Origin of the sequence: Streptomyces sp. SS7, assembly GCF_037993025.1 — a bacterium.
Classification (GTDB): Bacteria; Actinomycetota; Actinomycetes; order Streptomycetales; family Streptomycetaceae; genus Streptomyces.
The window spans coordinates 3,971,796-3,992,102 of sequence record NZ_CP141223.1; the positions used below are offsets into that span (position 1 = coordinate 3,971,796).

Here is a 20,307-nt window from a genome sequence, read left to right on the forward strand (position 1 = left end):
ACGGCCCGCTCACCGCGCGGATCGGCCGACACGTCCCTAGCATCCGGACATATGGTACATACCTTCGAGGAACTCGTGGCGATGCAGCGTCTGGCCGACGAGACCCACACACGGGTCGAGGAGCTGCGGGACGCCTACGGCCCTCCGACGGCGACGCCCTGGTCGGAAACCCAGACCGAGACGTACGAGACCGCCTGGAGGGCCTGGCGCGACCTCGCCCGTGACGTCCAGGCCGCGGTGACGGTGTACGCCAAGGACGAGGGCAGACCGCGCAGCGACGTGGAGGCGGAGGTGAAGCAGGCGGCGAAGACGAACGGCTCCTGACCACCGGCTTCCCGGGCTTCCTCGTCAGCTCCGTCGGCTCCGTCGGCTTCGTCGGCTTCGTCAGCAGACGAAGTCCGGCGAGTTGGCCCAGAGGACGAGGAACGACCAGGTCTGGGGCCCGATGACGCCGTCCACGCCGATGCCGGCGCAGCGCTGGAAGCGCAGCGTCGCCCGCTGGGTGAGGGGCCCGAACTGCCCGTCCACGGCGAGGTCGCGGCCGGTGAGGGAGTGGTTCAGGTAGCACTGGGCCTGCCGGACGGCACTGCCCGAGGAACCGAGTTTCAGGGTCGGCCGGGTCTTGGTGAAGTTGCAGACGTCCACGAACCCTTGGGTGACGGCCCCTACGGGCTGGGCTGCACTCTGCTGGGGCGCACCGAGCTGGGGCGCGGCCAGGGCCGGCGTCCCCGCGAGCACGAGCGCGGCGAGCAGGGTCCCACTGGTGAGCATGCGTCGCATGTACAGCACCTCCAAATGAGACATCCCCTGTACCACCGTGCACTCCAGCCCCACGGGTCGCATCTCAGCGCCTGCGCGGGGGCCTGGAGCCGGGTCAGGGAACGTCGGTGACGTCCTCGCAGCGCACCGCGTGGTCGGCGAGGCCCGCCCGGCCGTCGCAGGAGTCGGTCTGCGCGCCGCCGTCCAGGAGGTCGTCGGCGGGGCCCGCGAAGAGCGCGTCGTCCCCGGCGCCGCCGCGCAGCAGGTCCCGGCCGCCCGCGGCGCCGACGGCCGTGTCCCCGCCGAAATCCACGTCGTCGCCGCAGAGTTGGTCGTCCCCGCCGCGACCGTCGATCACGTCGTCGCCCGCGACGGTATGCGCGGGGTCGCCGACGAAGCTGTAGCCGACGAGCAGTTCGTCCGCCGCGCCGCCGTGGAGCCGGTCGTCGCCGCCGAGGCCGCAGATGACGTCGTCGCCCCCGCCCCCGTCGACGACGTCCGCCCCCGGGGAGCCGACGATGACGTCACTGCCCGGCGTACCGGTGAGGGTTCCCGCGCCGGTGAGGGTGCGGGCAGGCCGAGGCAGGTGGGATAAGCGGCGACCGCGGCGGTCAGGGGACCCCCGGCGTGAACAGCGCCGCCGAGACGACACCCGCCATCAGGAACCGAGCCATGCCGGACCTCCGGGGTCGAAGGGTGCGTGCAGGAATCCTCCCCTTCCCCACCACGACATGACGAAGGGCCCGTTACCTGCTGTGTCAGCAGGTAACGGGCCCTTCGCTCTCAGCGTGGCGGCGCCAGGATTCGAACCTGGGAAGGCTGAGCCGGCAGATTTACAGTCTGCTCCCTTTGGCCGCTCGGGCACACCGCCGGGGTTTTGCTGCCGTTCGAACCGCTTTTCGGCGGTGCTCCCTGGCAACGACGTAAACAATACCCGATACCGAGGGGTGCTCCGCCACCTGATTGATCTCCACCCCGACGACCAGGGGTGGCTAGGCTTGTCCGGATGCGGTCCGGGATCACACCGGGCTCGGCGATCGCTCCCACGCACGCCGATCCGCAGCTCACACGCACCCCGATACAAGGAGCCACAGGACATGGCCGACTCCAGTTTCGACATCGTCTCGAAGGTCGAGCGGCAGGAGGTCGACAACGCCCTCAACCAGGCCGCCAAGGAGATCTCGCAGCGCTACGACTTCAAGGGCGTGGGCGCCTCCATCTCCTGGTCCGGCGAGAAGATCCTCATGGAGGCGAACTCCGAGGACCGGGTGAACGCCGTTCTCGACGTCTTCCAGTCGAAGCTGATCAAGCGCGGGATCTCGCTGAAGGCGCTGGACGCGGGCGAGCCCCAGCTCTCCGGCAAGGAGTACAAGCTCTTCGCGGAGATCAAGGAGGGCATCTCCCAGGAGAACGCCAAGAAGGTCGCGAAGCTCATCCGCGACGAGGGCCCCAAGGGCATCAAGGCCCAGGTGCAGGGCGACGAACTGCGCGTCAGCTCCAAGAGCCGTGACGACCTCCAGGCCGTCATCGCCCTGCTGAAGGGTCAGGACTTCGACTTCGCGCTGCAGTTCGTGAACTACCGGTAGCCCGGCCGCCGTCCGGCCGCTCCCGGTGACGACGAAGGGCGGGCACCCCACGGTGCCCGCCCTTCTCGCCGCCCGAAGCCGCGCTCCGTCGCGCTCAGTCGCGCTCAGTCGCGCGAGTTGCCGAACAGCAGCCGGTAGACGATCAGCAGCACGAGCGACCCGCCGATCGCCGCCACCCAGGTGGCACCGTCGTAGAAGTCCTTGGAGATCGGGTGGTCCAGCCAGCGGGCCGAGATCCAGCCGCCGATGAAGGCGCCCGCGATGCCGATGAAGGTCGTTCCGACGAACCCGCCCGGGTCCCGCCCCGGCAGCAGGACCTTGGCGATGACTCCGGCCAACAGTCCCAGGATGATCCAGCTGATGATGCCCATGTCCTGAACCTGCCCTTCCGCGCCGTGCCCGTGCCGCCCGGCCACTGTGATCTCGCTCGCTCCGCGAATCGCGTACGTGTCGCGTTCACTCGGGTTCGTGTCGTGTTGTCGTGGACGACGCACCTACGACATCCGGTGGTTCCGCCGGTCAGTAGGGTGCGGCCCATGACACCGTCCGGATCTCCCGCCGCACTGCGGCGGACCCTGGGCGTCGGCGACGCCGTGGTCATCGGCCTCGGCTCGATGATCGGCGCCGGCGTCTTCGCCGCCCTCGCCCCCGCCGCGCGCGCCGCGGGCTCCGGACTGCTGCTCGGACTCGCCCTCGCCGCCGTGGTCGCCTACTGCAACGCCATGGCGTCGGCCCGGCTCGCCGCTCTCTACCCGGCCTCGGGCGGCACCTATGTGTACGGGCGTGAACGCCTGGGGGAGTTCTGGGGCTACTTGGCCGGCTGGTCGTTCGTGGTGGGGAAGACGGCCTCCTGCGCGGCCATGGCGCTGACGGTCGGGGCCTACGTCTGGCCGGCGCAGGCGCACGCGGTGGCGGTCGCCGCCGTGGTCGCCCTGACCGCCGTCAACTACGGCGGCATCCAGAAGTCTGCCTGGCTGACGCGGGCGATCGTGTCGGTGGTCCTCGCGGTCCTCGCCGCCGTGGTCGTGGTGTGCCTGGGCTCCGGCGTGTCGGACGCCGGGCGCCTGGACGCCGGGACCTCGGGCGGCCCGGGCGGTGTGCTCCAGGCCGCGGGTCTGCTGTTCTTCGCGTTCGCCGGGTACGCGCGCATCGCGACCCTCGGCGAGGAGGTGCGCGACCCGGCGCGCACCATCCCCCGCGCGATCCCCCTCGCGCTGGGCATCACCCTGGTCGTCTACGCGTGCGTGGCGGTCGCCGTGCTGTCCGTGCTGGGCTCCGGAGCCCTCGGGCGGGCGGAGGCACCGCTGGCCGACGCCGTGCGGGCGGCGGGCGTGCCCGGGATGGTGCCGGTGGTGCGGGCCGGGGCGGCCGTGGCCGCGCTGGGCTCCCTGCTCGCGCTCATCCTGGGCGTCTCCCGCACCACCCTGGCCATGGCGCGCGACCGCCATCTGCCCGGCGCGCTGGCGGCCGTTCACCCGCGCTTCCAGGTGCCCCACCGGGCCGAGCTGGCCGTCGGCGCGGTGGTGGCGGTGCTGGCCGCCACGGTCGACGTGCGGGGCGCGATCGGCTTCTCGTCCTTCGGCGTGCTCGCCTACTACGCCGTGGCCAACGCCTCGGCCTGGACCCTGGACCGCTCCCCGACCGCGCGGGCGCTCCCCGCGCTGGGCCTCCTCGGCTGTGCGGCCCTGGCGTTCGCCCTCCCGCTGACGTCCGTGGTGACGGGGGCGGCCGTACTGACGGCGGGCGCGCTCGCGTACGGGGTACGGCGGCGGCTGGGCGGGCGGTGAGGGGCCCACGGGCCACAGGGGCGGGCCGGCCACCGAGGGCAGGGCTCAGGGGTTCCGCGGTCTGTCGGCCGCCCGTGACGCGTCAGCGCCCGGCGAACGGCTGGTCCGTGGGCACGATCTCGCGGCCCAGCGGGAACAGCGAGACCGGGATCAGCTTGAAGTTCGCGAGGCCGAACGGGATACCGATGACGGTCACGCGCAGGGCGAGCCCGGTGACGATGTGCCCGAGGGCGAGCCACCAGCCGGCGAGGACCAGCCAGAGCACGTTGCCCACGCAGGAGGGCGCGCCGGCGTCCCGCCGTTCGACCGTGGTGCAGCCGAAGGGCCAGAGCGCGTAGACGCCGATACGAAAGGCGGCGATGCCGACGGGATCGTCTCCGTGCGTTCCCGATCACGCCACAAGGACGCTCCGGTTCTGCCTGCAGGCGTGACCTGCTGATACTGGTGGTAGCAGGACAGTACGGGCGGACCCACCTGGAGAGGTGTCGATCATGAAGCTGTTCAACCTGCTGCTGAACATCATCTGGCTCGTCTTCTGCGGCATCTGGATGGCGATCGGCTACGTCATCGCCGCGCTGATCTGCTTCATCTTGATCGTCACCATCCCCTTCGGCATCGCGTCCCTACGCATCGCCGGCTTCGTCCTCTGGCCCTTCGGCCGCACCACAGTGGAGCGGCCGGGCGCCGGAGCCGGCTCGTTCATCGGGAACGTGATCTGGGTGATCTTCGCGGGCTGGTGGCTCGCCCTCGGGCACATCGTCACCGGGCTCGCCCTGTGCGTGACCATCATCGGGATCCCGTTCGGCTGGGCCAACCTGAAGCTGATCCCGATCTCTCTCATGCCGTTGGGGCGTGAGGTTGTGCCGACAGATCAACAGTTCGGCCGAAGCTGAGACGCATCCTCGGACCGTGTTTGACACTGCTGCCGGCCGTCCACGTCGTCGCGGCGAGCGTCCAGGACCGCGACGGCGCGAAGCGGCCGTCGCTGTGGACCGGGCTCGACCATCCCGGTGTCAGGAAGGTCTGGGCCGACCAGGGCTTCGCCGGCCGCTCGGTCGAGTGGGTCGCACAGATCCTCGGCCGCGAGCTTGAGATGGTCCTCAAGGCCCCTGACCTGCGCGGTTTCCAGGTCCAGCCCAAGCGGTGGGCGGTAGAGCGCACCCTCGCGTGGCTTACCGCCCACCGGCGCCTCGCCCGGGACTACGAGACCAGCCCGGCCCACTCCGAGACGATGATTCGATGGGCCATGATCGGCGTCATGGTCCGCCGCCTTACCCGAGGCCGACCGGCAACCGGACCAGGCCCACGATCGCTCTCCCGCGCTGAGGCCCACAGGCTCAACCGTGGTGCGGCCGAAGGCTCGTCGCTCACTTCATGAACGCAATCACCAGCGGGTCCGACTCTGGCGCGACGTAGTCGTATGTCGGGAAGTCGACGTGGCAATGATCGCTTGCACCCGCCTCGGAGGCGAAGCCCTCAAGGTTGTCGGCGAGGAGGTCGAGAGCTTCCCGACCTCCCTTGATCCTCAGGACCTGGGCTTCCGTGACGATCGAAACGGTGGCCCGCTCCGGATCCTCCCGAAACGCGATCTCCGACAGCGACCTCTCGTAGGGAGAGGGGCGCGGGTTCTCCGAGAGATCACAGCTTCCGGCCTTCCCCCGCAGCAGCTGCCCGAACGCCAGCAGTCCTTGACGCGTCCCGGAGAGCTCGAGCTCTTTCGTTTCCCCGCTGTACAGAACCTGCAACATCACATCCCCTCCAACCCGCCGATCGTACCGATCATCAGAAGGGGATCGCCCCGCTGGCACTTCCCTGATGTGATCACGGAAACTGCGCTCGCGGACGTCGCACAGGTCCCTCTCCCGGAGATCCGGCTGCTGCCCTCGATGGTCATCGAAGGGCGGGTCGACCCGAGCGCGATGCTGAACGCAGAAGGACGATCCCGAAAGGTATGCCGATGATCGTGACGCAGAGCAGCAGGCCCGCGAGGAGGCAGGCGAGGAACAGCCAGAACCCGCTCAGGACGAGCCAGATGAGGTTCAGGATGGTCTTCACTGGTGGCGACCTGCCATTTTCTCGAGCCGGGCGATGCGTTCCGCCATCGGCGGGTGGGTCGAGAACATCTTGGTGAGGCCCTGGCCCGGTCGGAACGGGTTCGCGATCATCATGTGGCTCGCGGTCTCGATCCGGGGCTCGGGGGGAAGCGGGAGCTGTTGGGCGCCCCTCTCCAGTTTGCGCAGGGCGCCGGCGAGGGCAAGCGGGTCGCCGGTGAGCTGGGCCCCGGAGGCGTCGGCCTCGTACTCCCGGGAGCGGCTGATGGCGAGTTGGATCAGGCCGGCGGCGAGCGGGCCGAGGATCATGATCAGCAGCATGCCCAGGAGACCGGGGCCGTCGTCGTCGTCGTCGGAGCGGCCGATCGGGATCAGCCAGGCGAAGTTGACCAGGAACATGATCACGGAGGCGAGGGCGCCGGCCACCGAGGAGATGAGGATGTCGCGGTTGTAGACGTGGCTGAGCTCGTGGCCGATGACCCCGCGCAGTTCGCGCTCGTCGAGGATGCGCAGGATGCCCTCGGTGCAGCACACCGCGGCGTTGCGCGGGTTGCGGCCGGTGGCGAAGGCGTTGGGTGCCTCGGTCGGGGAGATGTACAGCCGGGGCATGGGCTGGCGGGCCTGGGTGGAGAGGTCGCGGACCATCCGGTACAGGGCGGGCGCCTCGAACTCGCTGACCGGCCGGGCGCGCATCGCGCGTAGCGCCAGCTTGTCGCTGTTCCAGTACGCGTACGCGTTCGTCCCGAGGGCGATCAGGACCGCGACGACGAGTCCCGCCCGGCCGAAGAAGCTGCCGATGACGATGATGAGCGCGGACAGTCCCCCGAGGAGTACTGCCGTCCTGAGCCCGTTGTGCCGGCGGTGCACGGTACGCCCTCCAAATCGCGCAGCAGGGGAACCCTTTGCTTGCTGGTGTTCCGTCTCTCCGGTGCCCACTGGAGTCGTGGTGTCACGTCCAGTGGACCCTCCCGTACTGGTCAACGCCAGGTGGGAGCCACTAGTTCCCTTGTGCGTACGGGCAGGGGTGTGGGCCGTAGGGGTGACGGCGGGGTGCTCAGAAGAGGGCGGTGTCGGTGAAGCGCAGGATCAGCTGGGGCGCTCCGGACAGGACGAGGCCCACGGCGGCGGTGAGGGTGATCGCGACGGTGAGGGGGGCGGGGACCCGGTGCCTGACCGGTGCGCCTTCGGTTCCGGTTCCGGTTCCGCCTGCGGTCCCGGCCTCGGTCTCGCCTGCGGGGGCGCGGAACAGCAGGGCCGTCCACCGGAGGTAGTAGTACAGGGCGATCACGACGTTGACGGCCATGACGACCGCGAGCCAGCCCAGGCCCGCGTCGACGGCCGCCGAGAAGACGGTGACCTTCGCGAAGAGGCCGATGACGCCCGGCGGCAGTCCGGCCAGGCACAGCAGGAAGAAGGCCAGGAGGAGCGCGGAGAGCGGGTGGCGGGCGTGCAGGCCCCGGTAGTCGGTGAGGCGGTTGCGCGGGCTCGTACGGCCCACCAGGGCGGCCACCGCGAAGGCGCCGAGGTTCACGGCGGCGTACATGAGGGCGTACGCGACGGTGGAGCCCACGGCGTGCTCGGCGTCGTCGGTGTACGCGGCGGCGGCGATCGGTACGAGGAGGTAGCCGGCCTGGCCCACGGAGGACCAGGCGAGCAGGCGTACGGCGCTGTACGCGCGCGTGGCCTGCTGGCGCAGGGCGCCGACGTTGCCCACGGTCATGGTGAGGGCGGCCAGCGCGGCCAGGGCGGGGCCCCAGACATCGGCGTAGGAGGGCAGGCCGACGACGGTGACGAGGATGAGGCCGGAGAAGCCGACGGCCTTGCCGACGACCGACAGGTAGGCGGCGATCGGCAGGGGGGCTCCGATGTAGGTGTCGGGGACCCAGAAGTGGAAGGGGACGGCGGCCGTCTTGAAGGCGAAGCCGACCAGGGTGAGGACGACGCCGGTCTGGGCGAGGGTGTGGAACTGCCCGTCGACGTGCTGGATGCGGTCGGCGATCCGGGTGAGGTAGAGGGTGCCGGTCGTGGCGTAGAGGAAGCTGATGCCCATCAGGCTGACGGCGGTCGCGGTGACCGACGAGAGGAAGAACTTCAGTGCCGCCTCGGCGGACCTGCGGTCGCCGTGCCGGATGCCGACGAGGGCGAACGCGGGCAGGGAGGCGACCTCCAGGGCGACGACCAGGGTGGCGAGGTCGCGGGAGGCGGGCAGCAGGGCGGCGCCGGCGGCGGAGGAGAGCAGCAGGAACCAGAACTCCCCTTCGGGGAGCCGGCCGCGCGCGTCCTTCAGGGCGGTGACCGACAGGAGGGCGGCCAGCAGGGCTCCGCCGAGGACCAGGAACTGGATGACGAGGGTGAAGCGGTCGGCCGTGTAGCTGCACGCGCGCGCGTCGCCGGTCAGGCAGAACGTGGAGCGGTCGCCGTCCAGGAGGGGCAGCAGGAGGGCGGTGGAGGCGGCGAGTCCGGCGACGGACAGCCAGCCGAGGAGCGGCTTGCGGGCGTCGGCCAGGAACAGGTCGGCGACGAGGACGACGAGGGCGACGACCGCCGCGAGCAGGGGCGGGGCGATCGCGAGCCAGTCGACGGACTGGACCAGTGACGCGGCCAGAGGCTGGGCGAGGTGCTGGGCCGGGGAGCTCATCGGGTGCCTCCTGCGAGGAGCTGCTGCACGGCCGGGTCGGTCAGGCCGAGGAGGGTCTTCGGCCACAGGCCGGCTACGACGGTGAGGACGACGAGCGGGGTCCAGGCCGCGAACTCGTACGACTGGACGTCGGCGAGCTTCGGCGCGTCCTGCGGGTGGGCGCCCATGCAGACGCGGCGGACGACGACGAGCAGGTAGGCGGCCGTGAGCAGGGTGCCGAACGCGGCGATCGCGGTGAAGGTGAGGAAGGCGGGGCGGCTGAGGCCGGCCGCGGGGTCGAACGCGCCGAACATGGCCAGCATCTCGCCCCAGAATCCGGCGAGGCCGGGCAGGCCCAGGGAGGCGACGGCGGCGAAGGCGAGCAGTCCGCCGAGGCGGGGGGCCTTGCCGTAGAGCGCGGCGCCGGTCTGTTCGGCGAGGGCGTCCAGGTCGGTGGTGCCGGTGCGGTCCTTCAGGGCGCCGACCAGGAAGAAGAGCAGGCCGGTGATGAGGCCGTGGGCGATGTTGGCGAACAGGGCGCCGTTCACGCCGGTCGGGGTGGTGGAGGCGATGCCGAGCAGGACGAAGCCCATGTGGCCGACCGAGGAGTAGGCGATGAGGCGCTTGAGGTCGCCCTTGGCGCCCTGTTTGGCCAGGGCGAGGCAGGCCAGGGAGCCGTAGATGATGCCGACGACGGCGAAGGCCGCCAGGTAGGGCGCGAAGGTGTGGAAGCCGTCGGGCGCGATCGGCAGGAGGATCCGTACGAACCCGTACGTGCCCATCTTCAGCAGGACACCGGCCAGCAGGACCGAACCGACCGTCGGTGCGGCGGTGTGGGCGTCGGGCAGCCAGCTGTGCAGGGGCCACATCGGGGTCTTCACGGCGAGTCCGATGCCGATCGTCAGAACCGCGATGACCTGCACGGACGTACTCAGCGACCGGCCGTTGTCAGTGGCGAGTGCGACCATGTCGAAGGTGCCCGCCTTGATGCCGATCAGGAGCAGGCCGAGCAGCATGACCACGGATCCGAGCAGCGTGAACAGGATGAACTTCATCGCCGCCCGGGTCCGGCCCTCGCCGCCCCAGCGGGCGATGAGGAAGTACATCGGGATCAGGACCGTCTCGAAGGCGAGGAAGAACAGCAGCAGGTCGAGGACGGCGAAGGTCGCGAGGGTGCCCGACTCCAGGACGAGCAGCAGTGCGACGAAGGCCTTCGGGGTCGGCCCCGAAGGTGTCCTGAAGTACGAGTAGAGCGCGCAGAGGAAGGTCAGCAGCGCGGTCAGGACCACGAGGGGGAGGGAGATGCCGTCGATGCCGAGGTGGATGCGCACGTCGAGTGCCGGGATCCAGCTGATGTCGGTGCTCGCCTGCATCTTCGACGGGTGGTCGTGGTCGAAGCCCAGCGCGAGGACGATCGCGGCGAGCAGGATCACGCCGGTGACCGTGACGCCGTGCCGGAGCACAGCCTGCTCGGGGGACTTCCCCTTCAGTCCGGGCGGGGCGGGCAGCAGGGCGGCGGCGGCGCCGAGGAGCGGGCCGACGACGACGAACGCCAGAAGAAACTGCATCACGGACTCGTTGATATCGATCACGCCTGCTCACGCTCCCGAGGCGACGAGGAGGACGGCGACCGCCAGGACGACGGTGCCGGCGAGCAGCGCGCTCACATAGGTCTGGACGTTGCCGGTCTGGGCGCGCCGTACGGCCGCGCCGAGCCAGCGGGGCAGGGCGCCCGCGCCGCGTACGTAGGTGTCGACGACCTCGCGGTCGAGGAACCGGACGAGGTCGGCGGCGCCCTGGACGGGGCGGACGAACAGCGCCGCGTAGACGGCGTCGAGGTGGAAGCCGACGGCCGCGTGCCGGTGCAGCGGGCCGAGCAGCAGCCGCCCGGGGTCGGCCGGGTCGGGTGCCGAGGCCAGGTCGCCGTAGGCGGGGGCGTGGGTCGCGATGGCCTCGGCCTCGACCTGGCCCGCGTCGCCCTCGGGGTGCGCGGCGACCGCGCCCAGGGGGGCGACGGCCGCGAGGGGCCTGAGGTGGCGCCAGGCGGCGTACGCGAGGAGCGCGCCGGCCAGGGCCACGCCCGTGCCGAGCACGGAGGTGGTGACGGTCGGGGCGAGGTCGTTGCCGTCGAACCAGTCGGGGAGCGTGCGGTAGGCGAGCGCGCCGAGGCCGAGGGAGGGGACGGCGAGGACCCAGAGCACGACGGTCATGCTCAGGGGCTGGCGGCCGTGGTCGGGGGCCTCGGCGCCCCGGCCGTGGAAGGCGAGCAGCCACAGCCGGGTGGCGTAGGCGGCGGTGAGGAGGGCGGTCGTCAGTCCGGCGACGAGGACGAGCCAGCCGGCGGCGCCGGGGGCGTGCTCGGTGTGGCCGGTGGTGACGTGCTCGGCGGCGCCGAGGACGGACTCCTTGGAGAAGAAGCCGCTGAACGGCGGGATCGCGGCGAGCGCGAGGAGGGCGACGGTCATCGTCCAGTAGGCGTCCGGGATGCGCTCGCGCAGCCGGCTCGTCCGGGACATGGCGGCGAGCGAGTTGGTGCCGGCGGCGTGGATGATCACGCCGGCCGCGAGGAACAGCAGGGCCTTGAAGGCGCCGTGCGAGAGGAGGTGGAAGACGGCGGCCGAGCGGTCGCCGACGGCGAGGGCGCCGGTCATGTAGCCGAGCTGGCCGATCGTCGAGTAGGCGAGGACGCGTTTGATGTCGTCCTGCGCGAGCGCGGCGAGGCCGGAGCCGACCATGGTGACGGCGGCCATCACGGCGAGGACGACCATCGCGGCCTGGGATGCCTCGAAGACCGGGAGGAGCCGGGCGATGAAGTAGACACCGGCGGCGACCATCGTCGCGGCGTGGATCAGCGCGGAGACGGGGGTGGGGCCGGCCATCGCGTCGGGGAGCCAGGTGTGCAGCGGGAACTGCGCGGACTTGCCGGCCACGCCCGCGAGGAGCAGCAGGGCGACGACGGTCGGGTGGTCGAGGCCGCCGTGGGCGACGGCGTCGAGGACCTTGGTGATCTCGAAGGAGCCGGCGTCGGTGGCGAGGGCGAACAGGCCGATGAGGAACGGGACGTCGCCGAGCTTGGTGACCAGGAAGGCCTTGAGGGAGGCGGCGCGGGCCTCGGGGGTCTCCCAGTAGTGGCCGACGAGGAAGTAGGAGCAGATGCCCATGACTTCCCAGCCGACCAGCAGCACGATCAGGTCGCCGGTGTAGACGACCAGGAACATCGCGGAGGTGAACAGGGAGACGAGCGCGGCGTACGAGGGGTAGCGCGGGTCCTCGCGGAGGTAGCCGGTCGAGTAGATCTGCACACAGGTGGCGACGGTGCCGACCAGGACGGCCACCAGGGCGGCGAAGCCGTCGACGTACAGGGAGAGCTCGATGGGGACCGAGCCGGTGGGGGTGAGTTCGGTGGCCGCAGTGAGCGCGGCGTCGCCGCCCTGGCGTACGGCGACGACGACGGCCAGGGCCAGGGCGGTCAGGGTCGGCAGGACCGCGAGGGGGCGGACGAACCCGGGGGCGTTGCGCCCGAGGAGCAGTCCGGCGACCGCGCCCAGGAAGGGCAGGAGGGGGACGAGGACGGCGAGGGTGGTCGTGGTCACGCGGCGGCCTCGGCCTTCTCGGTGCCCGGCCCGGTCCCGGCGGCGTCGGTGTCGTCGTCGGTGTCGGGGTTGTCGCTCTCGTGGCCCTCGGCGGTGTCGCGGAGCCGGTCGATGTCCGAGGTGCCGCGGGTGCGGTACACGGCGAGGACGATCGCCAGGCCGATGCCGATCTCGGCGGCGGCGATGGCGATGGTGAACAGGGTGAGGGCCTGTCCGGAGTGCAGGGTCTCCTCGGCGGCCCGGCTGAGCCAGACGTCGAAGGCGACGAGGTTGAGGTTGACGGCGTTGAGCATCAGCTCGACGGACATCAGGACGAGGATCGCGTTCCTGCGGGCGAGGACGCCGTACAGGCCGGTGCAGAAGAGGAGTGCGGCGAGGACGGCCGGATAGGCGAGGTGCATCAGCGGGCGCCTTCCTGTTCGGCCGAGGTGCCGGAGATTTTTTCGCCACTTTCCGTGACCGGTGGGGAACTCTTGGTGACGCCCCGGGCGTTCATGGGAGGAGAGCCGGCATCGGGCTCCGTCTTCGCCCTGCGGGACAGGACGATCGCGCCGACCAGGGCCGCGAGGAGGAGGACGGAGAGGGCCTCGAAGGGAAGGACCCAGTTCTGGAAGAGGCTCGCGCCGGTGACCTCGGTGGAGCCGGCGGGAGGGCCGTCCAGGTCGATCCAGGTGGTGCGGAAGGCGTCGACGACCACCCAGACGAGCGCGGCGGCCGCGGCGACGGCGACCGACAGGGCGGCCCAGCGGTTTCCGGAATCGGCGTCCGGGGAGCGGCCGATGGGGGCCTTGGTGAGCATCAGACCGAAGAGAAGGAGGACGACGACGGAACCGACGTAGATGAGGACCTGCACCCAGGCGATGAACTCGGCGGTGAGCAGGAGGTATTCGACGGCGAGACCGCCGAGGGCGACCACCAGCCACAGGGCGGCGTGGACCAGCTGCCGGGTGGTGACGGTGATCAGGGCGGCGCCGAGGGTGGCCAGGCCGACGAGGACGAAGGCGATCTCGACACCGGTCGGGGACAGGAAGCCGTGCGGTGCCTCGGCCAGGACGGCCGTGGCGGCGGAGGAGACGGAGGACGCCGAGGAGAGGGGGGTCACGACTCCCCTCCCTCGGAGTCGGTGGACGCCGGGGACTCGGTGGGCGCCGCGGGCTCGGGCTCGGTGGGCTGTGCCTGGGCGGCGGCCAGTTTCTCCGCCGTCTTGCGGGCGGCGGCGATCTCCTTCGGCTCCTCGGCGGCGGGGTCGAGGGCGGGCGGGGCCGGGACCGTCCACATCCACTCGCGGAGCTTGTCGCGCTCGTGGGTGAGTTCGCGGATGTCGGTCTCGGCGTACTCGAACTCCGGGGACCAGAACAGGGCGTCGAAAGGACAGACCTCGATGCAGATACCGCAGTACATGCACAGGGAGAAGTCGATGGCGAAGCGGTCGAGGACGTTGCGGCTGCGCTCGCGGCCGCCCGGCGCGGCGGGCGGGACCGTCTCCTTGTGGGAGTCGATGTAGATGCACCAGTCGGGGCACTCACGGGCGCAGAGCATGCAGACCGTGCAGTTCTCCTCGAACAGGCCGATCACACCCCGGGTGCGGGGCGGGAGTTCCGGCTGGGCGTCCGGGTACTGCTCGGTGACGGATTTCCTCGTCATCGTGCGCAGGGTGACGGCCAGGCCCTTGGCGAGGCCGGAGCCAGGAATGGGGGCCACTAGGAGATCACCACCTTGACGACGCCGGTGAGGGCGATCTGGGCGAGGGAGAGGGGGACGAGGAGGGTCCAGGACAGCTTCTGGAGCTGGTCCTCGCGCAGCCGGGGATAGGTGACACGCAGCCAGATGACGACGAAGGCGAGGACGGCCGCCTTCAGCAGGGTCCACACCCAGCCGAGGCCGTCGGCGCCCCAGGGGCCGTGCCAGCCGCCCAGGAAGAGGACGGTGGTCAGGCCGCACAGGACGACGATTCCGGCGTACTCGGCGAGGAGGAACAGGGCGAACCGCAGACCGGTGTACTCGGTGTACGCGCCGAAGATGATCTCGGAGTCGGCGACGGGCATGTCGAAGGGAGGGCGCTGGAGCTCGGCGAGGCCGGCGACGAAGAAGACGATCGCGCCGACGATCTGCCAGGGCAGCCACCACCACTCGAAGGCGTCGACGATGCCGGACAGGGAGACCGTGCCGGCCGCCATCGCCACCGAGGCGGCGGTGAGCAGCATCGGGAGTTCGTAGGCGAGGAGCTGGGCGGCCGTGCGCAGACCGCCGAGGAGGGAGAACTTGTTGGCGCTGGCCCAGCCGGCCATGAGGGAGCCCAGCACGCCGATGCCCATCACGGCGAGCACGAAGAACACGCCCGCGTCCAGGACCTGGCCGACGGCGCCCTCGCCGGGGCCGATCGGGATCGCGAGGAGGACGAGGAGGTAGGGCAGGAGGGCGACGGCGGGAGCGAGCTGGAAGATACGGCGGTCCGCGCCCGTGGGGACCACGTCCTCCTTCTGCGCGAACTTCACACCGTCCGCGATGAGCTGGGCCCAGCCGTGGAAGCCGCCCGCGTACATCGGGCCGAGGCGGCCCTGCATGTGGGCCATGACCTTGTGTTCGGTCTGCCCGACGATCAGGGGGAAGGTGAGGAAGACGACGAAGACGATCAGGAGTCGCAGGGTGACGTCGAGAACGTCGTTCACTGCGGGCCTCCTGACGGGGGTTCGTGGGTGGGGACTTCGGGGTTGGCCTCGGGGTCCGGGCCGGGGGCGGCACCGGGTTCCGCGGACGCCTGCTTCGGCCTCACCTCGGGCGCAGACGCGGGCTCGGGCCTGGGCGCCGGCTCGGGCCTCTGCTCCAGCTCGGGCTCGGGCGCCGGCCTGGGCTCCCGATCGGGATCGGGCGCCGGCCTGGGCTCCCGATCGGGCTCGGGCGTCGGCTTCTCCTCCAGCTCGGGACCGGGCTCAGGCGTGGGCTCCGGCTTCGGTTGCTGGTCGGGCGTCGGCTCCGGCTTCTGGTCGTCGAAGGCCGGGCGGGCGTGGTGCCAGGGGGCGTCGGAGCTGCGGGAGGAGCCGGTGGCGGGGGCCGCGCCTTCCGGGGCCGCCGGTCCTGCGGGGGGCGGGCCGGAGGGCTCCTCCGGGGAGTTGGGGGCTTCGGCCGGCTGCGTGACCTCGGCGCGTTGGGAAGCAGAGCCTCCGCTCGCGGTTCTCGTGCGGCGGGCCGTGGACGGAGGCGGGGCCGTCTCCGAAACCGCGCCGGCTTCCGGGGCCGCTTGACTGGCGGAGCCCTCGGCGGCGGAGCGGGTGCGGCGGGGCGGGCGTTCGCCGGGGGCCGGACGGGCCGGGCGGTCGCCCGCGGCGCGGCCGGCCGCTGCCCGGGCGGGGCGGGCCGGGGCAGGCGGGAGCTGGCCCTTGAGGGGGCCCCAGTCGTTCGGGTCGGGGACGCCTGGGGGCAGCATCTGGCGGCGCTTGGGGCCGGCGTGTGCCGCACCCGCCGCGGGCTCTCCCGGTTCCTTGGCGCCGGGCCAGGCCTTGGCGACCCGGGCCGCGAGGACGAAGTCCTTGCGCAGGGGGTGGCCCTCGAAGTTCTCGGGGAGGAGGAGGTGGTGCGGGTAGGGGTGGCCCTCGAAGGCGACGCCGAACATCTCGCGGGTCTCGCGCTCGTGCCAGCCGGCGCCCGCGTAGACGTCGACGGCGGAGGCGAGGACCGGAGCCTCGTGCGGGACGGTCGTGCGCAGGAGCAGCCGGCGCACGGGGGCAAGGGCGACGACGTGGGCGGCGACGCGGAAGCCGGTGCCGGGTTCGTCGACGGCGCTCAGCCAGTCGAAGTAGGTGCAGGAGAGTGTGTCGCGGGCGGTGCGCAGCGCGGCGGTCCAGGAGGCGGGCGGGACGTCGACGGTCAGGACGTCGTAGGACTCCTCGGCCGTGGCGTCCGCGCCGAACAGCTCCTCGACGGGGGCGGGCAGCCAGCCGGTCGTGGTCATCCCGCGTTCCCCTCTGCGGTGGGCGGCTTCACGAGGCCGCTCTGGAGGGCGGCGGCCGAGGGACGGGGGGTGCCGTAGCGCTCGTGCAGGGACTCCCGGGCGATCTTCTCCTGGAGTTTGAGGATGCCCTGGAGGAGGGCCTCGGGACGGGGCGGGCAGCCGGGGACGTACACGTCGACGGGGATGATCTGGTCGACGCCCTTCGTCACGGAGTACGAGTCCCAGTAGGGGCCGCCGCAGTTGCTGCACGCGCCGAAGGAGATGACGTACTTCGGCTCGGGCATCTGCTCGTACAGGCGCTTCACCGCGGGAGCCATCTTGTCGGTGACCGTGCCGGAGACGACCATCAGGTCGGCCTGGCGGGGGCCCGGGGCGAAGGGGATGACGCCGAGGCGGATGAAGTCGTGGCGGGCCATCGACGCGGCGATGAACTCGATGGCGCAGCAGGCGAGGCCGAAGTTGAAGACCCAGAGCGAGTAGCGGCGGCCCCAGTTGAGGACGACCTTCATCGGCTCGGGGGCGAGGCGCGCGAGGGCGCCCAGGCGCTTCGGCTCCGGAAGGAGGACGGGTGCGGAGGCGCTCGCTTCGGCGGAAGCGGTCGCCTCGGGGGTCACGTCCATGTCAGGACGCCCTTCTTGTATGCGTACAGCAGGCCTACGGCGAGGAAGCCGAGGAAGATGAACATCTCCACGAGGGTCGTGGCGCCGTAGCCGGGGGCGGCGAAGACCGTCGCCCAGGGGAACAGGAAGATCGAGTCGACGGCGAAGATGACGTAGAGGAAGGCGTAGACGTAGTAGCGGACCTGGGTGTGGGCCCAGCCCTCGCCGACGGGGTCGACACCGCACTCGTACGTCAGGAGCTTCTCGGGGGTCGGGACGACCGGGCGCAGCAGGCGTCCGGCGCCGAAGGCGACAGCCACGAACAGCACACCGACCACGGCGAGCAGTCCGACGACCGAATAGGACCGGAAGTATTCCGCCGCGATCTCGACGGTCGGTTCCCGCACGTCCGTCCCCTCGCTCCCTGACCTCAGCCTCTGCGGCTTCTTCGGCCCCTCGGGCCACTTCGACGATCTGTACGCACGGAGTCTAGGCCCTGATAAAGGGACGGTAAGCAGCCCGTCACGCCTTGGGCCGTGGGGCGGGGGTTTTCCCCAGGAGACCGGGGCGGGGAACCTCATGGCGCCGGGGCGTACGGCGCGGCACGCTAACGCCTATGACCACTTCCCACCAGCCCGACGACGAGATGCCGCCGGTGAAGCCCGCGCTCGACATGCAGACGTGGAAGGAGATCGCTCATCTTCTGGCGAACCTGCCGATGTCGTTGTTCGGGTTCGTCTATGTGATGACGGTGTTGTTCACGGGCGCCTCGCTGACCCTCACCGTGATCGGGTTGCCGCTGCTGGCGCTCGGGCTGGCGGGGGCGCGGCTGGCGGGCCGGTTCGAGCGGGGGCGGGCGCGGCTGCTGCTGGGGGTGCGGGTCGACGAGCCGAGCCCGCTGCCGTTCCACCGGGCGGGCGGGCCGCTCGCGCGGATGTGGCTGATGCTGAAGGACCCGGTGGCCTGGCGCACGGTGCTCTACGACTTCGTCCGGCTGCCCTGGGGCATCCTCACCTTCGCCCTCGTGCTGCCCGGCCTGTTCGTGCTGTGGCCGATCCTTCCTTACCTCGCGCGCGGGCTGACCAATGTGGACCGGGCGATGGTGCGAGCGCTGCTGTCGCCGTCCGACGAACTGGAGCGGCGGATCGCGGAGCTGGAGTCGGACCGGGGGGTTGTGGTGGACACGGCGGCGGCGGATCTGCGGCGGATCGAGCGGGATCTGCACGACGGGGCGCAGGCCCGGCTGGTCAATCTGGCGATGGGGCTGGGGCTGGCGAAGGAGAAGCTCCAGGAGGGGCGGGCCGACGACGTGGTGGCGGCGATGGTCGAGGAGGCGCACGGCGAGGTGAAGCTCGCGCTGCAGGAGCTGCGGGATCTGGCGCGGGGCATCCATCCGGCCGTGCTGACCGACCGGGGGCTGGACGCGGCGCTGTCGGCGGTGGCCTCGCGGTGCACGGTGCCGGTGAAGGTGACCGTCGATCTGGGGTCCAGACCGGCGCAGGCCATCGAGGGGATCGCCTATTTCACCGTCTCGGAGCTGCTCCAGAACATCAGCAAGCACAGCGGGGCCCGGTCGGCGTCGGTGGATGTGTGGCGGACGGACGAGCGGCTGCTCATCCAGGTCGGGGACGACGGCCGGGGCGGCGCGCGGCTCGACGCGGGGACGGGGATGCGGGGCCTCGCGGAACGGCTGGACGCGGTGGACGGGGTGTTCGTCGTGGAGTCGCCGGTCGGCGGCCCGACGACGGTGACGGCGGAGCTGCCCTGGCGGGAGCGGCAGCCGCGGGGGTAGGGAAAACCCCCCGCTCCATAGGCCGACGGACTCCATGGCCGCGGGCGGCCCCGCCGGGGAGGGTGGAGACAGGACAAGGAAGCTGCGCGACGAGCGGAGCGGGTGGAGACGAGCAGAACGGACGGCGCCGATGGCCACGCGGTACGGGCACTACGAGGCTTACGAGTCGTACGGGGACGAGTACGGCGACCGGTACACCGCCGGGCACGCGTACGGGGACCGTCAGGCGCGGCGGAGGCGGCTGCCGGCCGCGCTGCTCGAACCGGTCAGCGGGCGGCACTGGCGCGAGCTGGCCTATGTGCTGCTCGGCTTCCCGCTGAGCGTCACGCTGTTCGTCTTCACCGTGACCATGCTGTCGGTCGGGGCGGGGCTGCTGGTGACGTTCCTCGGCATCCCGGTGCTGGCGGCGGGGCTGGCGGCCTGCCGGGGGTTCGGGTCGCTGGAGCGGGCACGGGCGCGGGGGCTGCTGGGGCTTCAGGTGAGCGACCCGGAGCCGTTGCGGGTGCCGGGGCGGGCCGGGCGGGACGGGCCGATGGGGTGGATGGGGGCGGTGCTGAAGAGCGGGAGCTCGTGGCGGCATGCGCTGTTCGTGCTGGTGCAGTTCCCGTGGGCGGTGTTCTCGTTCTGTGTGACGGTCACCGTGTGGACGTTCGGCTGGGCGATGCTGGCGTATCCGCTGTGGTGCTGGCTGTTCCCGATGTACGGCGGGCAGGACGGGCTCCAGCTGTACGGCGACGCGCACCACCGGGTGTATCTGGACAACCCCTTCGAGATCACCGTCACGGCGTCGGTGGGGCTGCTGGTCACGCTGGCGACGCCGTGGATCGTGCGGGCGCTGACGACGGTGGACCGGCTGCTGGTGCACGGGCTGCTCGGGCCGTCGCGGCTGGCGTCGCGGGTGGTGGAGCTGGAGTCGGACCGGGGTGTCGTGGTGGACACGGCGGCGGCGGATCTGCGGCGGATCGAGCGGGATCTGCACGACGGGGCGCAGGCGCGGCTGGTGGCGCTGGCGATGGATCTGGGGCTGGCGAAGGAGAAGCTGCGGGAGGATCCGCAGGCGGCGGCGCGGATGGTGGGCGAGGCGCACGGTGAGGTGAAGACGGCGCTGCAGGAGCTGCGGGATCTGGCGCGGGGCATCCATCCGGCCGTGCTGACGGACCGGGGGCTGGACGCGGCGCTGTCGGCAGTGGCCTCGCGGTGCACGGTGCCGGTGCGGGTGGAGGTGGACCTGGGCTCGGCGCGGCCGGTGGCGGCGATCGAGGGGATCGCCTATTTCACGGTGTCGGAGCTGCTGCAGAACGTGAGCAAGCACAGCGGCGCCCGCTCGGCTTCGGTGGAGGTGTGGCGGGCCGGGGACCGGTTGATGGTGCAGGTGGTGGACGACGGGGTGGGGGGTGCGCGGCTCTCCGCCGGGTCGGGGCTGGCGGGTCTGGCGGAGCGGTTGGACGCGGTGGACGGCGTACTGGTGGTGGATTCACCGGCCGGGGGTCCCACCCGGGCGGTCGCGGAGCTTCCCTGGCGAGCGGCCTGAAACCGACCTCGGACACGCACGGAGGAAACGCCCCCGGGCTCCC

Annotated in this window: 22 protein-coding genes, 1 tRNA gene and 2 pseudogenes; 7 read left to right on the forward strand and 18 right to left on the reverse strand. The window is 71.5% G+C overall.

What is annotated here, in order from left to right:
- Positions 1 to 51 precede the first annotated feature (51 nt).
- Positions 52 to 324, forward strand: a complete 273-nt coding sequence (locus U5640_RS18280; protein WP_340376829.1) for a hypothetical protein — start codon at positions 52 to 54, stop codon at positions 322 to 324.
- Positions 325 to 384: 60 nt separating this feature from the next.
- Here the strand turns inward: U5640_RS18280 and U5640_RS18285 are convergent, their stop codons facing one another.
- The 3 genes from U5640_RS18285 to U5640_RS18295 all read right to left on the reverse strand — a co-directional run bounded on the left by U5640_RS18285 (position 385) and on the right by U5640_RS18295 (position 1,630).
- Entirely contained in the window at positions 385 to 780 is a 396-nt protein-coding gene (locus U5640_RS18285; RefSeq protein ID WP_340376830.1) for a peptidoglycan-binding domain-containing protein, read from the reverse strand.
- 94 nt (positions 781 to 874) lie between these two features.
- A complete protein-coding gene (locus U5640_RS18290) occupies positions 875 to 1,411 on the reverse strand; it encodes a hypothetical protein (protein WP_340376831.1) in 537 nt (178 codons plus the stop codon).
- Positions 1,412 to 1,548: 137 nt separating this feature from the next.
- Positions 1,549 to 1,630 (reverse strand) — tRNA-Tyr (locus U5640_RS18295).
- Between the two features lie 226 nt (positions 1,631 to 1,856).
- On the opposite strand from U5640_RS18295, the gene U5640_RS18300 reads away from it, so the two are divergent.
- Positions 1,857 to 2,345: a YajQ family cyclic di-GMP-binding protein gene (locus U5640_RS18300; protein ID WP_340376832.1), complete on the forward strand. Its 489-nt coding sequence runs from the start codon at positions 1,857 to 1,859 to the stop codon at positions 2,343 to 2,345.
- Between the two features lie 104 nt (positions 2,346 to 2,449).
- Here the strand turns inward: U5640_RS18300 and U5640_RS18305 are convergent, their stop codons facing one another.
- Positions 2,450 to 2,716 (reverse strand): GlsB/YeaQ/YmgE family stress response membrane protein, encoded by a 267-nt coding sequence (locus U5640_RS18305; RefSeq protein ID WP_340376833.1) that lies wholly within the window; start codon positions 2,714 to 2,716, stop codon positions 2,450 to 2,452.
- A 165-nt stretch (positions 2,717 to 2,881) separates the two neighbouring features.
- Between U5640_RS18305 and U5640_RS18310 the strand changes: the two genes are divergently transcribed.
- Positions 2,882 to 4,132 carry an APC family permease gene (locus tag U5640_RS18310; protein WP_340376834.1) on the forward strand — a complete coding sequence of 417 codons (1,251 nt, stop codon included), beginning with the start codon at positions 2,882 to 2,884 and terminating at the stop codon, positions 4,130 to 4,132.
- A gap of 82 nt (positions 4,133 to 4,214) precedes the next feature.
- Here U5640_RS18310 and U5640_RS18315 read toward each other — a convergent pair.
- Positions 4,215 to 4,496, reverse strand: a pseudogene (locus U5640_RS18315) (YccF family protein); the annotation flags it as partial.
- A 127-nt stretch (positions 4,497 to 4,623) separates the two neighbouring features.
- Here U5640_RS18315 and U5640_RS18320 point away from each other — a divergent pair.
- Entirely contained in the window at positions 4,624 to 5,025 is a 402-nt protein-coding gene (locus U5640_RS18320) for a YccF domain-containing protein (RefSeq protein WP_340376835.1), read from the forward strand.
- A 20-nt stretch (positions 5,026 to 5,045) separates the two neighbouring features.
- The gene (locus tag U5640_RS18325; RefSeq protein ID WP_340376836.1) at positions 5,046 to 5,510 is read left to right on the forward strand and encodes a transposase; all 465 of its coding nucleotides are present in this window, start codon (positions 5,046 to 5,048) and stop codon (positions 5,508 to 5,510) included.
- On the opposite strand, the gene U5640_RS18330 is transcribed toward U5640_RS18325, so the two are convergent.
- The 13 genes and pseudogenes from U5640_RS18330 to U5640_RS18390 form a co-directional block, all read right to left on the reverse strand.
- On the reverse strand, positions 5,500 to 5,880 hold the full coding sequence (locus U5640_RS18330) for a hypothetical protein (protein ID WP_340376837.1): 381 nt from the start codon (positions 5,878 to 5,880) through the stop codon (positions 5,500 to 5,502). The genes U5640_RS18325 and U5640_RS18330 overlap by 11 nt on opposite strands.
- Positions 5,881 to 6,044: 164 nt before the next feature.
- A pseudogene (locus U5640_RS18335) lies at positions 6,045 to 6,187 on the reverse strand (YccF domain-containing protein); the annotation flags it as partial.
- Positions 6,184 to 7,050 carry a zinc metalloprotease HtpX gene (gene htpX / locus U5640_RS18340; protein ID WP_340376838.1) on the reverse strand — a complete coding sequence of 289 codons (867 nt, stop codon included), beginning with the start codon at positions 7,048 to 7,050 and terminating at the stop codon, positions 6,184 to 6,186. The pseudogene U5640_RS18335 and the gene htpX, both read right to left, overlap by 4 nt.
- A 187-nt stretch (positions 7,051 to 7,237) precedes the next feature.
- Positions 7,238 to 8,821: an NADH-quinone oxidoreductase subunit N gene (locus U5640_RS18345; RefSeq protein ID WP_340376839.1), complete on the reverse strand. Its 1,584-nt coding sequence runs from the start codon at positions 8,819 to 8,821 to the stop codon at positions 7,238 to 7,240.
- Entirely contained in the window at positions 8,818 to 10,392 is a 1,575-nt protein-coding gene (locus tag U5640_RS18350; protein WP_340376840.1) for an NADH-quinone oxidoreductase subunit M, read from the reverse strand. Before U5640_RS18350 ends, U5640_RS18345 begins: the two co-directional genes overlap by 4 nt.
- Before the next feature lie 6 nt (positions 10,393 to 10,398).
- Positions 10,399 to 12,393: an NADH-quinone oxidoreductase subunit L gene (locus U5640_RS18355; protein WP_340376841.1), complete on the reverse strand. Its 1,995-nt coding sequence runs from the start codon at positions 12,391 to 12,393 to the stop codon at positions 10,399 to 10,401.
- Positions 12,390 to 12,794, reverse strand: coding sequence for an NADH-quinone oxidoreductase subunit NuoK (nuoK, locus tag U5640_RS18360; RefSeq protein WP_340376842.1), 405 nt, complete (start codon positions 12,792 to 12,794; stop codon positions 12,390 to 12,392). The genes U5640_RS18355 and nuoK overlap by 4 nt, the downstream gene beginning before the upstream one ends.
- Positions 12,794 to 13,495 (reverse strand): NADH-quinone oxidoreductase subunit J, encoded by a 702-nt coding sequence (locus U5640_RS18365; protein ID WP_340376843.1) that lies wholly within the window; start codon positions 13,493 to 13,495, stop codon positions 12,794 to 12,796. The genes nuoK and U5640_RS18365 overlap by 1 nt, the downstream gene beginning before the upstream one ends.
- Entirely contained in the window at positions 13,492 to 14,094 is a 603-nt protein-coding gene (locus U5640_RS18370; protein ID WP_340376844.1) for an NADH-quinone oxidoreductase subunit I, read from the reverse strand. The genes U5640_RS18365 and U5640_RS18370 overlap by 4 nt, the downstream gene beginning before the upstream one ends.
- The gene (locus U5640_RS18375) at positions 14,094 to 15,062 is read right to left on the reverse strand and encodes a complex I subunit 1 family protein (RefSeq protein WP_340376845.1); all 969 of its coding nucleotides are present in this window, start codon (positions 15,060 to 15,062) and stop codon (positions 14,094 to 14,096) included. The genes U5640_RS18370 and U5640_RS18375 overlap by 1 nt, the downstream gene beginning before the upstream one ends.
- On the reverse strand, positions 15,059 to 16,342 hold the full coding sequence (locus U5640_RS18380) for an NADH-quinone oxidoreductase subunit C (protein WP_340376846.1): 1,284 nt from the start codon (positions 16,340 to 16,342) through the stop codon (positions 15,059 to 15,061). Before U5640_RS18380 ends, U5640_RS18375 begins: the two co-directional genes overlap by 4 nt.
- Complete coding sequence (locus tag U5640_RS18385) at positions 16,339 to 16,962, reverse strand: NADH-quinone oxidoreductase subunit B family protein (protein ID WP_340376847.1); 624 nt, start codon at positions 16,960 to 16,962, stop codon at positions 16,339 to 16,341. The genes U5640_RS18380 and U5640_RS18385 overlap by 4 nt, the downstream gene beginning before the upstream one ends.
- Complete coding sequence (locus U5640_RS18390; RefSeq protein WP_340376848.1) at positions 16,953 to 17,348, reverse strand: NADH-quinone oxidoreductase subunit A; 396 nt, start codon at positions 17,346 to 17,348, stop codon at positions 16,953 to 16,955. The genes U5640_RS18385 and U5640_RS18390 overlap by 10 nt, the downstream gene beginning before the upstream one ends.
- A 209-nt stretch (positions 17,349 to 17,557) precedes the next feature.
- On the opposite strand from U5640_RS18390, the gene U5640_RS18395 reads away from it, so the two are divergent.
- Together U5640_RS18395 and U5640_RS18400 are read left to right on the forward strand one after the other, a co-directional pair.
- Entirely contained in the window at positions 17,558 to 18,733 is a 1,176-nt protein-coding gene (locus U5640_RS18395) for a sensor domain-containing protein (protein ID WP_340376849.1), read from the forward strand.
- A 130-nt stretch (positions 18,734 to 18,863) separates the two neighbouring features.
- On the forward strand, positions 18,864 to 20,264 hold the full coding sequence (locus U5640_RS18400; protein WP_340376850.1) for a sensor domain-containing protein: 1,401 nt from the start codon (positions 18,864 to 18,866) through the stop codon (positions 20,262 to 20,264).
- Positions 20,265 to 20,307 lie beyond the last annotated feature (43 nt).

Bases quoted from the DNA above. Each gene is read 5' to 3' on its own strand.
- U5640_RS18305 (WP_340376833.1), bottom strand. From the start codon at position 2,716: ATGGGCATCATCAGCTGGATCATCCTGGGACTGTTGGCCGGAGTCATC.
- U5640_RS18320 (WP_340376835.1), top strand. From the start codon at position 4,624: ATGAAGCTGTTCAACCTGCTGCTGAACATCATCTGGCTCGTCTTCTGC.
- U5640_RS18285 (WP_340376830.1), bottom strand. From the start codon at position 780: ATGCGACGCATGCTCACCAGTGGGACCCTGCTCGCCGCGCTCGTGCTC.
- U5640_RS18380 (WP_340376846.1), bottom strand. From the start codon at position 16,342: ATGACCACGACCGGCTGGCTGCCCGCCCCCGTCGAGGAGCTGTTCGGC.
- U5640_RS18400 (WP_340376850.1), top strand. From the start codon at position 18,864: ATGGCCACGCGGTACGGGCACTACGAGGCTTACGAGTCGTACGGGGAC.
- U5640_RS18385 (WP_340376847.1), bottom strand. From the start codon at position 16,962: ATGGACGTGACCCCCGAGGCGACCGCTTCCGCCGAAGCGAGCGCCTCC.
- U5640_RS18310 (WP_340376834.1), top strand. From the start codon at position 2,882: ATGACACCGTCCGGATCTCCCGCCGCACTGCGGCGGACCCTGGGCGTC.
- U5640_RS18280 (WP_340376829.1), top strand. From the start codon at position 52: ATGGTACATACCTTCGAGGAACTCGTGGCGATGCAGCGTCTGGCCGAC.
- U5640_RS18300 (WP_340376832.1), top strand. From the start codon at position 1,857: ATGGCCGACTCCAGTTTCGACATCGTCTCGAAGGTCGAGCGGCAGGAG.
- U5640_RS18330 (WP_340376837.1), bottom strand. From the start codon at position 5,880: ATGTTGCAGGTTCTGTACAGCGGGGAAACGAAAGAGCTCGAGCTCTCC.
- U5640_RS18395 (WP_340376849.1), top strand. From the start codon at position 17,558: ATGACCACTTCCCACCAGCCCGACGACGAGATGCCGCCGGTGAAGCCC.
- U5640_RS18345 (WP_340376839.1), bottom strand. From the start codon at position 8,821: ATGAGCTCCCCGGCCCAGCACCTCGCCCAGCCTCTGGCCGCGTCACTG.
- nuoK (WP_340376842.1), bottom strand. From the start codon at position 12,794: ATGCACCTCGCCTATCCGGCCGTCCTCGCCGCACTCCTCTTCTGCACC.